Source organism: Amycolatopsis sp. NPDC104863 (assembly GCF_055582965.1).
Map to the genome: position 1 here is coordinate 18,461 of NZ_JBVJOW010000009.1, position 13,045 is coordinate 31,505.

A 13,045-nucleotide genomic window follows, 5' to 3' on the forward strand; every position below is an offset into this window, starting at 1 on the left:
GAGACAAGACACCTTGTTTTTGTTGGTGTACCAAATCCTGGGGGTGTGCGGTTGCACCGCCCGCGGTGACGAGCGTGGCGGCGGCGCCTTCGTCCCCCCCGCCGCCGTCGTCGGTCGTCGTGTCGTCCACCTGGACGGCGGCCACCACTGCCCGGCGCTGGTCGACGAGGGACTTGAGGAGGGCCACGGTGGTTCCGGTGGTGACGTCGGCTGCGGTGGTCAGGCACAGCAGCACGGTGCGTGCCTGGTCGACGAGCCGGTCCGCCTCCGACGGGAGCCACCACTGCGCGAGCACGACGCCGTCGGCTTCGAAGGACACCGTCAGGGTTCCGTCCGCGAGTGTCGCGGTGAGACCCGGGGGCACGGGGAGCGGGTCGAGGCTGCCGGTTTGCATGCCTGCCCGCAGGTACAGGTCCAGGCTGCCCAGCCGCCAGCCGTCCTCGGTGGCGGCCAGCAGGGCGGCCTCGCACGTCGGGTTGACCATGCAGACCAGCAGGCCCGTTTCGGGAAACGCGAATCCGCCGGATCGCCAGCTCGGCGAAAGCGCGAACCGCGGCAACTGCTCCACCGCTTCCCACCGGGAGGCTTGGCATCCGGCGTGGTGCAGCGTGGCTTCCGCGACCCTGTTGTGCTCGGTGATCACCAGTGCCGGGCGCCGCCATCCCAGGGGCCGGTCGCACGTTTGGCAGTCGACGATCCACAGGTTCGCCGTCAGCTCGGCCAGCAGCTCGTCACCGAGCCGCTCTCTGATCATTTCGTCGACTTTCACCCGTCGTGCTTGGCGAAGCCCCCGAGCCACCGTGCACCACCTCCGGTGCCATCGAAGCACAGAAGCCGACAGCATGTGCTGGTCATGATTCTCGTGGGACGCCGTCGGCGACCTGCTCGAGCCCGGGTCGCCCGGCTCCGCCTGGCTGCGCTGTCGTGCTCGCGGTCGGCGGCGGCGAACAGGGCGGAGGCCAGCTTGGCCCGGCCCTGGTGCAGCTGGCTGCGAACGGTGCCGGCCGGTAGTTCGCACAGCGCGGCGATCTGGCCGTAGCCGGTCACGCCGCTGAAGTACCTCAGGAGGACGACGAGTCGCAGGGGAGGGGAGAGCTCGTCGAGCGCCGTCCAGATCCAGTCACGTGGCGCGTGGGTTTCGGCGTGCTGCCCGGGAACCGGCTGGCCCGGCGGCGGCAGCACGCTCTCGGACAACGGCACCTCGCCGGCACTGTCGCAACTGCATCCGGCAGGTGTTGCGCACGACGGCGCGCAGCCACGCACCCGTCGCGGTGGATCTCGGACGTCGCCGATGCGGCACTGAGCCGTGACGGCGGAATCCTGCAATGCGTCGTCGACGTCGGGGCCGTGCCCCAGGATCGCCAGGGGCTGCGCGCATCGCCGCGTGGTGTCGCTGAAGCAGTATGCCCAGCGCGCGACGTCGCCGGCCCGGGCGCGCCGTGTCAGCTCGCGGTCGTTCACTCGTCGTCCCCTCGGCTCGGGCGGCACGCCGGCAATCGGAACAGCTATTAGCCGGATGCCGTGGCCGCGGAATCCGTCAAACGACCTGGCGCGGGTCGTGGTCACCTCACCTGTTCCGATGAGAGAACCCCGCGCCGTTCGGTGCGAACATGCGCGTATCGGTCGATTTCCCGCCGGGGCTGCGAGGTCGCTCATGCCACCAAGCTCACGAGACGAGGGCGAGGTCGAATCCGGACGGGCCCGCTGGGCGTACACGTGCGCCGGGGCGGGCGGGCGCACGCTCGTCCTCCTGCACGGATGGCCGCAAACCTCGCACGCCTGGCGGCGGGTGGTGCCGCTGCTCGACGGCTTCCGAGTCATCAGCTTCGACCTGCCCGGAGTCGGCCGATCCTCGAACTTCGGCTGCCCGCTCGACAAGGCGTCCATCGCCCAGTCCCTCCGCGGCGCCCTGGCGAAGCTCGGGATCGGCTCGCCCGTGGTCGTCGGCCACGACATCGGCGCCATGGTCGCGTACGCGCTGGCGAGGCGACACCCGGCCACGTTGGCGGGACTAATCGTCCTCGACACGCCGTTGCCGGGTATCGCGGGCTGGGACGACACCATGGCGTCTTCGGCGTACTGGCACGTCAAGTTCCACCAAGACCTCGACGACGGTGTGGGCATCGCCGAGACGCTGGTCTGCGGGCGGCAGGCAGAGTACTTCCGAAGCTACCTCGACCGCTTCGCCGCGCACTCTGAAGCGATTGCCGACGAGGACGTCGCGATCTACGCCCGGGGCTACGACCCGGCCCCGCGGCTCGCCGCCGGGTTCCGGATGTTTCGCGCGTTCCCGGTCGACGTTCTCGCGAACCGGTCGCTCACTGCCCCGATGGCGCCGCCGATCCGGCTGGCCTTCGCGGAGTTCTCCCACGCGACCCTTCTGGAGGAGGTCGCCGACGGCATCCGCCGGACCGGCGCACCGGAGGTGAGCACCGCGGTGGTGCCCGACAGCGGCCACTGGGTGGCCGAAGAACAGCCGTTCGCCGTGGCCGGGGCCATCCGCGCGTTCGCGCGTTCGCTGCCCGGGCCCGCCTGAGCGCGCGACGGCATCACCTGAACAGGTGAGGGACCTCGCCGTCGGGGCGGGCAATGCTGGAAGTGCCCCGCAGTCGATCGGATCCGCGAAGGAGAGAACTCATGTCCGACAAGCCCGGCATCGTGTTCGCCCACGGCCTGTGGGCCGATGGCTCGTGCTTCGCCAAGCTCATTCCGTCGCTCCAGGCCGAAGGCCACGAGGTCTTCGCTTCGCAGCACGGGCTCGACTCGCTCGAAGGTGACGTCGCCTGTGTCACGCGCGCGATCAACCACGTCGCCGGCCCGGTCGTGCTCGTCGGCCACTCCTACGGCGGCACCTTGATCACCAAAGCGGGCGTGCACGACCGGGTGGGCGCCTTGGTCTACATCTGCGCGCTCTCCCCGGACGACGACGAGACTTCCCAGCAACAGCAGGACAAGTTCGACCGCACGCCGGTGTTCGAGCACATCGAGGTCGTCGACGGCCGCATCTACCTCAAGGAGTCGGGTATCGGCCACTTCTGCGGCGACCTGCCGGCGGCCGAGCAGCAGCTCGTGCTGGCGACCGGCGCCGTGCCGGTCCCCGATCTGTTCGACCAGCAGGTGCCCGGCACCGCCTGGCGCACCAAGCCGAGCTGGGCGATCGTGGGCAACCAGGACCGGACGGTGAACCCGGAGCTGGAGCGGGCGGGCGCCGATCGGATGGGCGCGAAGACCTTCGCCCTCGACAGCAGCCACGTCCCGATGCTCTCGCAGCCGGGAGCCGTCCTTGACGTCATCCGCGAGGCCGCGAAGACGCTCGAGTAGCGTGCCGGAGCCGGCGCCATTCGGGTCGACTCCGCCGCCACGACCGGTCCTCGCGTGAGAGCATCAGTGCCGTCATGACGGCTGGCATGGCCGGTGGAGTGCCCAGGCAGAAGGTGGTTCGCGTGCATCCGGTACCGCTGCGCGGCCGAAGCGAGCCCGCGGCGCACGTCCTGGCCGCGGTACGCAGTGCGTGCCGCTACGGAGCGGGCAGCCTCTTCGTGGTGAGCGGGCCGCCTGGCATCGGCAAGACGGCCTTTCTCGGCGAGATGCACCGTCAGGCGGCCCGCATGCGAGCCGCCGTGGCCTCGGGCGGCTGCGATCCGATGGGACAGGTCAGCCCCGGCGCGCCGGTGATCTCCCTGCTGCGCGCCGGGCCGAGGCCGCTGGTCGCGGCCGACGAGTACGAACGGGTCCTCGAGCTGGCCGACCGGCCGCTTCTGCTGGCCGAACGGATCGCGGCCGGCTTCGAGCACGCCGCGGCCGAGGGGCCTCTGCTCGTTTCGCTGGACGACTGGCAGTGGGCGGACCAGGTCAGCCGGTTCCTCGTCCGGACGCTGCTCGGCCGGTTGATCGGGCTGCCCGTCGTGTGGCTGTTCGCCAGCCGCGAGGACGACGCGCTGAACGAACTGCCGATCGCGGCCGAGCCGACCCTCGTCGAGCACATCCGGCTGCCGCCCCTCACGCTCTCCGACTTGGCTGCCGTCGCCCAGGACCGGCTCGGGCGCGTTCCGGACGAGCGCACACGGGAGTACCTGGCCGCTTCCGCCGGCAATCCGCTGCTGGCCGCGCAACTCCTCGACGACGTGGTGCGTGCGGAGGCGCTGGGACAGCGCGACACGGTCGCATTGCGCTTCGGCGCCGCCATCGCCCGGCGCTTCGCCGAGCTGAGTCCCGAGGCACGCGACCTCGTGGGCTTGGTGGCGGTGGCCGGGAGGCCCCTGACCCTGCAGCAGGCCGCCGAACTGCTCCCGGACCGGGCAGGACCGGGCCGGGGCGCCGAGAGCGAAGCCTGCGGCTGCGGGCTGGTCCTGGCCGAAGGCGCGACCCTCGCACCGCCTCACGACCTCGTCCGCGAGGCGATCCTCGCGGCGATGCCGGGCCAGGACGTGCGCGCCCTGCACCGGCAGTTCGCCGAGTACCACCTGAAACCGGACGGCGACCTCCTGGCCGCCGCGGCCCACGCCCGCCGGGCCGCGACGACTGGCGACGTCACCAGCGCGGTGATCCTCAGCTCCGCGGCCGAACGCCTGAGTGCCGTCAGCCCCGAGGACGCGGGTGACCTGGCCACGCTCGCTTTCCGGACGGTCCGCCCCGACCAGGATCAGTGGCTGGGGGTGGGGCGCCGCTGCCTGGCGGTGCTGTGCCGAACACAGCGGGCGAGCGAGGCGCTCGAAGTGGCCGACCTGATGCTGGCCCGCATCGACGAGCGCGACGTCGCCGGAGAGCTGGAGGCCCAGGCCGCCCAGGCGATGTGGCTCAGCGGAAACCTCGGCTCGCTGGTCTCGCGCGTCGAGCGGGTCATCGCCGTCGACGACTCGCTCGCTCCCACCGTTGACGCGCGGCTGCGCGCTGCCCGGGCGCTGGCCTACAGCCGATTGCTGCCCGGCGGGGCCGCCGCACGGGAAGCCTCGGACGCACTCGAGCGCGGCCGCGCCAGCGGTGATCCCGAAGCGGTGGCCATCGCCCTGCACGCGTGCGGCGAAGCGGCTCGCAACGAGGGCCGTCACGAAGACGCGCTCCGCTGCTTCCGCGAGCTCCGCCTGCTGACCGGGCCCCGGTACCTGGCCGAAGAGATCACCACACTCCAGTTCCTCGACCGCTACGACCACGCCGAGACCCTGCTCGACGAGGTTCGGTCGGGCAGTGGCGGCATGACCAAGCAGGTGCTGCCGGCGCTGCACTGCGCGCAGATCTGGCAGGACTTCAACCTCGGCCGCGCCGACGACGCCGAAACGGGCGCCCGCGCGCTGCTGGAGCTCGGCCGGCAGCTGGGCAGCAATCTGCACGCCCTGGACGCGTTGATCGTGCAGATGTGCGTGGCGTTGTTCCGTGGCGACACCCGGATCGCCGCCACCCGCCTGGAAACCGCCGAACGCCTGGGTGGGGCCGACAGCGAGGTGTGCCGCCCGGGCCTGTCCGTGGTGCGCGGCTGGCTCGCCGCGAGCCAGGGCGACCTCGGCTCCGCGCTCGAGCACCTCGGGCCGGTAGCCTCCGGAGCCGCGCACGCGAGCAGCTACTGGCCGTTGTGGCCGTGCTGGATGGCCCTGTTCTTCGAGCTGGGCACCGAGGCCGGAGACGCGGACTTCGCCGAAACCATCGTCCAGGTGGCCGAGCTGGCCGCCTCGCGCAACCCCGGTGTCCCCAGCTTCGAAGGCCTCGCCCTCAACCTCCGAGGGCGCAGCAAACGCGACCTGCTCATGATCACCGAGGCCGCGCAGGTGCTCACCTACAGCCCACGTCCGCTGCTGCGTGCGTACGGAGCGAACTGCCTTGGCCGAGCCCTGCTCGCGCACGGTGACCGCGAAGCGGGACTGCGCCAGCTCGACCTCGCGTGGGACGGCTATCACGGCGTCGACGCCCGGGTGTACCGCGACGACGTGCGGCGTGTCATGCGTGAGGCCGGTGTCCACCGGTCCAAGTGGACAGCCGCGACCCGGCGGCCCGACACCGGCTGGGCCGCTTTGACCAATGCGGAACGACGCGTGGCGGAGCTGATCGCCGACGGGTACACCAACAAGTCCGCCGCCGCGAAACTGGGAGTGTCGATCAACACCGTCGGGTCGCACCTGCGTCAGGTGTTCGGCAAGCTCGGGATCCAGTCGCGGGTACAGCTGGCCAACGCGCTGCGCGCCGAGAGCGCCGGGGCCGGCCGGTAGGCGGCGAACCTCAGGACTTGCCGAGCAGGGTGCGAACGTGGGCGACGATCTCGTCGTTGGTGAAGGAGTGCCCGGCGATGCCCCAGCCGCCCGGCACCGCCTCGGTCAGCAGCACCCACGTCCGGTCGGCGAGGCCGGGATCGCCCGCCGCGGCGGCGACCTGCGCGGTGAGGTCCTTGACCAGCCCCAGCTGCTGCTCGCGGTCGAGCGCGCCGGCGTTGGTGACGACCTGGACCCGGACGTGCCGCGTGGTCCCACCGGCGGTGGCGTGGCTGCCGGCGGGCAGTTCGTGCACGAACCCGGCGGTGTTGTCGAGGAAGAAGGGGATGTTCGGGACCTTCTCCCAGCGCATGACGGTCTCGGCGACCCGCTGGGCGAGCCGTTCCTTGTCGGCGATGAGACCTTCGGGAACGTAGACGTCGATCATCGGCATGGCGGGTTCTCCTTCTGGGTCGGTGTTTGAAGATCGGTGGCGCGGGCGCACCGGGTGATGCCGCACGCCGCGGCGGGTCAACGGCTCGGCCGCACACCATGGCCTCGGCTGCCGTGTCGAGGTCGGACGCCTCGATCAGGTGGTACGCGCCCACGGCACGATGCCGCCACCGGCCAGGACGGCCTGGCCGAACTCCTCGCCGAAGACGACGTGGTCCTTTCTCAGCGTTTCCCGAACTTCGGGTGGGCGGCGAACTGTGCGTCATCGGTGTGGATGAGCAGCATGTACCTCGCCATTCGGGGGTCCTCGCTTCCAGGTGGTCCAGGTTCCGCCGCCCGCAGCGTGCCCGCTCCGGCACGGCCGCCGATACCACGTGTTCAGGTGATGTCCCCGGCGATCGGCCCGGACGGCAGACCGTCGGCCCCGAGGGCGTGGCCATCGAGCCGGGGAGGGAAGTCGCGATGCGCGAGCGCGATGCCGGCTACGCCTCGGCGCCGAACCTCCGCATCCCCGCGGCCGACGGCGTCGAGTACGCCTACCGCTGCAGCATCTCGACCGGTTCCCCGACGCTGAGGTGATGCCGCCGGCCGCCCACCGGGACCTGGGCTTCGACCGGGGAGCGATCTTCGTGTCGCTGATCTACTGCCAGCGGCTCGACTACCACCTGGCCCGGTTCGACGACACCGAAGCCGGACCCGTCACGCCCGACGACGAGTTGACGCGACAGTGGATCTGTTGTCCCCGTCGGTGTTCGTGGGTCGCGAGGTGCGCGACCCGCGGCCTTGGAAGTCCGGCTGGCTGCGCACGCTCGCCCACCTGGGGCTGCCGGGCCGGAGACCGGAAATTCACCGAAGGGGTGCTCACGCTCGCCGATGTGCCGCGCGGAATCCGGCTGTCTCCGGCGTGGCCGGCGCCGCGTTGCCGGAACGCGGTGCCGAAGTCCTCGCCGGCGGTCCCCGGCCGATGCTGCGTGCGGGAGCGTACGAGGACCTCGGCGCCGTGCTGATGCGCCGAGTGCCGTCGCGAAAGCGCGGAACTGCTCGACCGCGCCTGGGAGATCTACCACGACGCCGGCGCCACCTGGCCGTTGGAGGCGCTGCAGGACACCAGGCGGGCCTGCGCCGTGCGCGGTGACTCGCGGTGGAACCGGCTGGGCCGCGCTGACGCAGGCCGAGCGCAGGGCGAGGCCGCTGTCGGGGAGCTGGGCGTTTCTGTGAACACGATCGGGACGCACGTTTGGTGCGGTGTTCGGCGAGCTCGGCGTGCGGTCGCGGGTGCCTCACCTGTTTGTGTGGTGTCCCCGTCGCGGCGGCCGTGGTCTGCTTCGCGCCATGACGAGCCGCCTTCGGGGCATCACCGCGGACTGCATCAGCGTGCCGCCGGTCGCCCGGTTCCGGGCGAGCACTGTCGGCGGCGAGGTCGTCGGGGAAGACCGCGTCGCCCTGAGCACGGACGCGCTGCGGCCGGCGTTCTGTTCGACGCCGCAGGGCAAGTACAACCGCAACCGGCTGCGGTTCGACCTGATCACGCCCGACTTCGAGGTCGAGGCCGCACGTCTGCTGTCACTCGGCGCGCTGAGGCCGGCCGACGACGGCCTGCGGACGACCTTCGCCGACGTCGAGGGCAACGAGTTCGACCTGACCCCTCTGAGGGAAGGGGACGCCGGGTGGCGACGCAGCTGATCGTCCTGCCCGGTGGCGGGTACGAAGACCACGCCGCACACGAGGCCGAGCCGATCGTCGAGTGGCTCAGCGGCTTCGGCCTGGGCGCGAGCGTATTCCGCTATCCGCTGAACGTCCGGCATCCGGCGCCACTGGACGCCCTGCGCGCCGAGATCCGCCGCCAGCGCGCCGACGGCGCGGAGCGCATCGGGCTCGTCGGGTTCTCGGCGGGCGGGCACCTGGCCGGGCTGGCCGCGCTCGCACCCGGCGCCACGCCTGAGGAATCCGTCCAGTTCGCCCTGCTCGGCTACGCCATCACGTCGATGGAGACGGAGACCTACCGGCCGTCCCGCCTGATCCTGCTGGGCGAGGACGCGAGCCCGCAACTGCGGCGGTCGACGTCACTGGACGCCTTGGTCACACCCGGGGCGCCGCCGTTCTTCCTCTGGCACGCCGCGGAAGACCCGTACGTCCTTCCCGAGCACACCTACCGGCTCGCCACGGCCTTGGCGGCCGCCGACATTCCCCACGAGGTGCACGTGTTCGCGCACGGCCCGCACAGCCTCGGGCTCGCCCGCGGTGCCGGCGAGGCCGCGACCTGGACTGCGCACGCGCGGACGTGGCTCCACGAACAGGCAAAAGAGGTGATCCGATGAGCTACACCGAGGCAGCGACCGAGAAAGTCACTGCCGCCAACGGCATCGAGTACGCCCACCGCGAGGTCGGCGACGGCGGAGTGCCACTGGTCCTGCTGATCCACTTCCGCGGCAACCTCGACAACTGGGACCCGGCCCTGGTGGACGCCCTGGCCGGCGGCCGGCGTGTCATCGCGTTCGACAACGCCGGCGTCGGCGCGTCGAGCGGCAGCACCCCCGCCACGGCCGCGCAGATGGCGCAGGACGCCATCGCCTTCGTCGAGGCGTTGGACCTCGAGCTGGTCGACGTGCTGGGTTTCTCGCTGGGATCCTTTGTCGCCCAGGAGATCGCGCTGATCCGGCCGGCGCTCGTCCGGCGGATCGTCCTCGCTTCGGCCGCACCGCGGGGCGCGCCCGGCATGCACGGCTGGGCGACGTGGGTCATCGACGCGGTGGGCGGGCGTGAACTGAACCCGGGCGGGGTCCTCGATGTCTTCTACACCGGTTCCGCCGAGAGCCGGGGCGCGGGCGAAAAGGCGTTGAACCGCATGTTTTCCCGCGCGGACCCGGACACCCCGACGACGTGGCAGACGCGACAGGCGCAGTACGACGCCGTCTGTGCGTGGGGCATCCCCGACTACTCTCGGCTGGAACGGGTCACCGCGATCGAAGTTCCGGTGTTCGTCGCCAACGGCGACAGCGACCCGATGATCCTCCCGCGTTATTCGCATCTGCTCACGGGACTGATCCCGCGGGCCGAACTCAAGATCTACCGCGACGCGGCACATGGCTTCCTGTTCCAGCACCACCAGGAGTTCGCCGCAGATGTGACGCGATTCCTCGACCAGGACGGAGCAACCCATGTCGCTCAGCTGTGACGTGTTCGTGTCCGACCCCCTGCCGATGGCCGTCCCCGGGCTACTGCCCAACGGCGAATCGTACTTCTTCCAGCCCTCGGCGAGCACCCTGATCGAGGGACAGGCCGACGCCGTGCTCGTCGACCCGCCGATGGGCGCCGACCAGGCGAGGGCGGTGGGGGACTGGGTCGAAGCGAAGGGCAAACGGCTGACACACGTCTTCGCGACCCACGGCCACGGCGACCATTGGTTCACCTCCGGGCTGCTCGCCGAGCGCTTCGGCGCCCAGGTGGTGGCCTCCGCCGGCACGATCCCGCAGATGCACGGCAGCGTGGCCGCCCGCGAGGTGCTCTGGGACCGGCTGTGGCCGGGCCTGATCCCGCCCGCCTCGGTCACCGCCGTGCCGGCTGAGCACATCACGCTCGAGGGGCACGACCTCGGCATCATCGAGGTGGGGCACGCCGACAGCGACGACTGCGCCGTGCTGCACGTGCCCGACCTCGGCCTCGTGGTGGCTGGAGACGTGCTCTACAACGGCGTGCACCTGTACCTCGGCGAAGCGCTCGGCGATGGTCTCGATGCGTGGCGCAAGGCGATCGACGCCGTCGCTGTGCTGACGCCGAGCCGGATCGTCGCGGGCCACCAGGACAAGAGTCTCGACGACAACGCGGCCCGGATCGTCGCCGAGACCCGTCAGTACCTCGACGACGCCGAGGCCGAACTGGCGACCAACGACACCCCGGCCGCGTTCTTCACCGCGATGCTGAAGCGCCATCCGGGCTACCGCTTCGGTACGACCATGGTGTGGGTCGGCGCGCGTTCGCTCTACCTCGCCCGCGCCGGCGGTGACCCCGTGCAGAACATCGTCGCCGCATGGACGGCACCCGGGTCGGACCCGGCATGACCGATCTGCTCGACCTGGTGCTCGAAGCGCGGCGGACTCCGCGGCCGGAAGGAGGCGAAAACCCTGCACGTCAATCGCTCCTGGTTACCGTTCGGCGCGTGTTTCGGTCATCAGTCGGCGACGCCGTTGCTCTGGTCGATGAAGGTCTGCCGCTCCGGGGTCACCCGCAGGATGACGCGTTCGGACTTGATCTGCTCGGGCGGGTAGTCCTCGCCGGTGTACTTGCGGGCGAGCTCGTCGACTTGGCGGCGGGCCCGCTCGCCGTCTTCCACGTGGACCCAGATCATCTGCGTCTGCAGCCGTCCGCTGGGCAGCACCGTGGTGACGGCGGCGAAGTTCTTGCCGGTGGCGAGTTCTTCGGTCTCCGGCATCAGTTTCGGGCCGTCCGAGGTACGAGCAGGCACGGCAACTCCTCACGATCGTGTTTCGGCGAAAGAGAATCGGTCACGGGCGCAGCAGGACCTTGGTCCAACCGTCGTCGCGGCGGTCGAACTTCTCGTAGCCTTCGGCGGCCTGCTCCAGCGTCAGCTCGTGCGACACCAGGAACGACGGGTTGGCCTTCCCGGTGATGATCAGGTCGCGCAGCTGCCGGTTGTAGCGCTTGACCGGCGCCTGCCCGGTGCCCATGTGCTGGCCCTTCATGAAGAAGCTGCCGTAGTTCCAGCCGATCCGGCCCTCCTTCGCCGGGGCGGTCGCCGCACCCGGGTCTTCGGGCAGGTAGACGCCGACCACGCCGATCCCGCCGGTCGAGCGGACGACCTTGACCAGGTTGTCCAGCACCAGCTCCGGGTGTTCTTCGCCCGAGTGGTCGTGCGCCTGGTAGCCGACCGCTTCGACGCCGCAGTCGACGCCCGCGCCGCCGGTGGCCGCGAGGATCTGCTCGACCGGGTCGGCTTCGGACAGGTCGATCGGGACGGTGCCGATCTTCTCGGCCATCGCGAGCCGGTCGTGTTCCTTGTCCACGACGTAGACCTCGGACGCGCCGCGGATCACCGCGCTGTGCGCAGCCAGCAGCCCGACCGGTCCCGCGCCGAACACCGCGACCCGGTCACCGGGCTGCATGCCGGCCAGTTCGGTGCCGTGCCAGCCGGTGGGGAAGATGTCCGACAGCATCGTGAAGTCGTTTTCGTGCTCGGTGCCGGCCGGCAGGTCGAGCAGGTTGAAGTCCGCGTACGGCACGCGCAGGTACTCCGCCTGGCCGCCGTCGTAGGGCCCCATGTTCGCGTAACCGTAGGCCGCGCCGTCCATTCCCTCGATCGGGTTCACCCGTTCGCAGAACGACGTCCAGCCGGCGCCGCAGTTGCGGCAGGTGCCGCAGGCGATGTTGAACGGCACCGACACCCGGTCGCCGACCTTGATCCGCGTCACGCCGGCCCCGACCTCGGCGACGATGCCCATGTTCTCGTGCCCGAGGATCTTGCCCTCTTCGACGTTGGTGCGACCTTCGTACATGTGCAGGTCGGAGCCGCAGATGTTCGTCGTCGTGATGCGCACGACCGCATCGGTCGGCTGCTCGATCTTCGGGTCCGGGACCTCGCGGACTTCGACTTCGCGCGGGCCCTGGTAGACCACTGCCTTCATACCGGTCCTCCTTCTCGGGTTCCGATCGGCTACCCGGGAAGGAGGCGGATACACGTTCAAGCGCCGCCGCGCCGCTGCGGGTGCGGGTCGACGTCGGCGCCGAGCAGCACACGGACGGCGTCGGGGTCGGCGTATTCCTGCTCGGGCAGCTTCCCGAGGTGGCCGAGGACGTCCTCGCCCGCTCCTCGGGCAGCGGCACTGCGAAGCAGTTCTCGCCTGCCGCACGGGTATTCGACCTCGGTCAGGTAGTCGCGGACGTCGTGCACGGTTCGCTCCTTCCGTTGTCGGGCTTCCGCTTGGGTTACCCGGGGGCGAACGGTCCACACGAGCATCCGGCCGCTTGGGCCTCCCCCGGCCGCTGAACTGGGCATTGTTCAGGGATTCGGCTCCTGAGACCACTGCAGCGCGGCGTGCCACGCGGCGATCAGCGCTTCGTCGTCGCGATAGCTGGGCGCGGTGCCGGTGGGCAGCCACACGCACTCGGTCACCTGGCCGCGGTCGACCCGCGTCAGGGCGACCCCAGCGTAAGACAGCTCCTCGTGGCCGTTCTCGGTCGGAAACTCGACCGCTCGGGTGCACACCTGTACGCGCACGTGTCGGCTACCCGCCATCGAACCCCCCATGATCGTGCTGTCGTGCGCCGGCCATGGTCCGTAACACCAAAGGCCCGCTGAGGGTGAGTTCAGACCCCCGAGCCAGGGGAGGCCGTGGCGTCGAGCTCGGCACGCCGGAGTGAGGTGTGGAGGGCGCGCTGACGTGGTAATACGGAAGTCCGGC

The 13,045-nt window shown here is 70.7% G+C and carries 14 protein-coding genes; 7 read left to right on the forward strand and 7 right to left on the reverse strand.

The features are described from left to right. Together ACZ63J_RS38760 and ACZ63J_RS38765 are read right to left on the reverse strand one after the other, a co-directional pair. Positions 1 to 754 (reverse strand): hypothetical protein (locus tag ACZ63J_RS38760; protein WP_465439847.1); only part of this gene is annotated, 754 nt, incomplete at its 3' end. Positions 755 to 765: 11 nt separating this feature from the next. Beyond that, the gene (locus tag ACZ63J_RS38765; RefSeq protein ID WP_465407612.1) at positions 766 to 1,461 is read right to left on the reverse strand and encodes an RNA polymerase sigma factor; all 696 of its coding nucleotides are present in this window, start codon (positions 1,459 to 1,461) and stop codon (positions 766 to 768) included. A 193-nt stretch (positions 1,462 to 1,654) separates the two neighbouring features. Between ACZ63J_RS38765 and ACZ63J_RS38770 the strand changes: the two genes are divergently transcribed. From ACZ63J_RS38770 to ACZ63J_RS38780, 3 genes are all read left to right on the forward strand, one after another. Next, positions 1,655 to 2,536 (forward strand): alpha/beta fold hydrolase, encoded by an 882-nt coding sequence (locus ACZ63J_RS38770; protein WP_465407614.1) that lies wholly within the window; start codon positions 1,655 to 1,657, stop codon positions 2,534 to 2,536. Positions 2,537 to 2,637: 101 nt separating this feature from the next. Next, positions 2,638 to 3,321, forward strand: a complete 684-nt coding sequence (locus ACZ63J_RS38775) for an alpha/beta fold hydrolase (RefSeq protein WP_465407616.1) — start codon at positions 2,638 to 2,640, stop codon at positions 3,319 to 3,321. 122 nt (positions 3,322 to 3,443) lie between these two features. Beyond that, entirely contained in the window at positions 3,444 to 6,197 is a 2,754-nt protein-coding gene (locus ACZ63J_RS38780; RefSeq protein ID WP_465407618.1) for a helix-turn-helix transcriptional regulator, read from the forward strand. Positions 6,198 to 6,207: 10 nt separating this feature from the next. Here ACZ63J_RS38780 and ACZ63J_RS38785 read toward each other — a convergent pair whose 3' ends face one another. Then, positions 6,208 to 6,630: a tautomerase family protein gene (locus ACZ63J_RS38785; RefSeq protein WP_465407620.1), complete on the reverse strand. Its 423-nt coding sequence runs from the start codon at positions 6,628 to 6,630 to the stop codon at positions 6,208 to 6,210. Between the two features lie 1,331 nt (positions 6,631 to 7,961). On the opposite strand from ACZ63J_RS38785, the gene ACZ63J_RS38790 reads away from it, so the two are divergent. From ACZ63J_RS38790 to ACZ63J_RS38805, 4 genes are read left to right on the forward strand one after another with little or no spacing between them, the layout of a single operon-like run. After that, entirely contained in the window at positions 7,962 to 8,312 is a 351-nt protein-coding gene (locus ACZ63J_RS38790) for a VOC family protein (protein WP_465407622.1), read from the forward strand. Beyond that, positions 8,297 to 8,947 (forward strand): alpha/beta hydrolase, encoded by a 651-nt coding sequence (locus ACZ63J_RS38795; RefSeq protein WP_465439849.1) that lies wholly within the window; start codon positions 8,297 to 8,299, stop codon positions 8,945 to 8,947. The genes ACZ63J_RS38790 and ACZ63J_RS38795 overlap by 16 nt, the downstream gene beginning before the upstream one ends. Next, the gene (locus ACZ63J_RS38800; protein WP_465407625.1) at positions 8,944 to 9,804 is read left to right on the forward strand and encodes an alpha/beta fold hydrolase; all 861 of its coding nucleotides are present in this window, start codon (positions 8,944 to 8,946) and stop codon (positions 9,802 to 9,804) included. Before ACZ63J_RS38795 ends, ACZ63J_RS38800 begins: the two co-directional genes overlap by 4 nt. Then, a complete protein-coding gene (locus ACZ63J_RS38805; protein WP_465407627.1) occupies positions 9,788 to 10,687 on the forward strand; it encodes an MBL fold metallo-hydrolase in 900 nt (299 codons plus the stop codon). Before ACZ63J_RS38800 ends, ACZ63J_RS38805 begins: the two co-directional genes overlap by 17 nt. A 110-nt stretch (positions 10,688 to 10,797) precedes the next feature. Here ACZ63J_RS38805 and ACZ63J_RS38810 read toward each other — a convergent pair whose 3' ends face one another. The 4 genes from ACZ63J_RS38810 to ACZ63J_RS38825 all read right to left on the reverse strand — a co-directional run bounded on the left by ACZ63J_RS38810 (position 10,798) and on the right by ACZ63J_RS38825 (position 12,879). Beyond that, positions 10,798 to 11,091: a pyridoxamine 5'-phosphate oxidase family protein gene (locus tag ACZ63J_RS38810; protein ID WP_465407629.1), complete on the reverse strand. Its 294-nt coding sequence runs from the start codon at positions 11,089 to 11,091 to the stop codon at positions 10,798 to 10,800. 40 nt (positions 11,092 to 11,131) lie between these two features. Further along, positions 11,132 to 12,268: a glutathione-independent formaldehyde dehydrogenase gene (locus ACZ63J_RS38815; RefSeq protein ID WP_465407631.1), complete on the reverse strand. Its 1,137-nt coding sequence runs from the start codon at positions 12,266 to 12,268 to the stop codon at positions 11,132 to 11,134. Between the two features lie 56 nt (positions 12,269 to 12,324). Next, complete coding sequence (locus ACZ63J_RS38820) at positions 12,325 to 12,534, reverse strand: DUF2795 domain-containing protein (RefSeq protein ID WP_465407633.1); 210 nt, start codon at positions 12,532 to 12,534, stop codon at positions 12,325 to 12,327. Between the two features lie 108 nt (positions 12,535 to 12,642). Then, positions 12,643 to 12,879: a hypothetical protein gene (locus ACZ63J_RS38825; protein ID WP_465439851.1), complete on the reverse strand. Its 237-nt coding sequence runs from the start codon at positions 12,877 to 12,879 to the stop codon at positions 12,643 to 12,645. Between the last annotated feature and the right edge of the window lie 166 nt (positions 12,880 to 13,045).

Bases quoted from the DNA above. Each gene is read 5' to 3' on its own strand.
- ACZ63J_RS38770 (WP_465407614.1), top strand. From the start codon at position 1,655: ATGCCACCAAGCTCACGAGACGAGGGCGAGGTCGAATCCGGACGGGCC.
- ACZ63J_RS38775 (WP_465407616.1), top strand. From the start codon at position 2,638: ATGTCCGACAAGCCCGGCATCGTGTTCGCCCACGGCCTGTGGGCCGAT.
- ACZ63J_RS38785 (WP_465407620.1), bottom strand. From the start codon at position 6,630: ATGCCGATGATCGACGTCTACGTTCCCGAAGGTCTCATCGCCGACAAG.
- ACZ63J_RS38790 (WP_465407622.1), top strand. From the start codon at position 7,962: ATGACGAGCCGCCTTCGGGGCATCACCGCGGACTGCATCAGCGTGCCG.
- ACZ63J_RS38800 (WP_465407625.1), top strand. From the start codon at position 8,944: ATGAGCTACACCGAGGCAGCGACCGAGAAAGTCACTGCCGCCAACGGC.
- ACZ63J_RS38805 (WP_465407627.1), top strand. From the start codon at position 9,788: ATGTCGCTCAGCTGTGACGTGTTCGTGTCCGACCCCCTGCCGATGGCC.
- ACZ63J_RS38815 (WP_465407631.1), bottom strand. From the start codon at position 12,268: ATGAAGGCAGTGGTCTACCAGGGCCCGCGCGAAGTCGAAGTCCGCGAG.
- ACZ63J_RS38825 (WP_465439851.1), bottom strand. From the start codon at position 12,879: ATGGCGGGTAGCCGACACGTGCGCGTACAGGTGTGCACCCGAGCGGTC.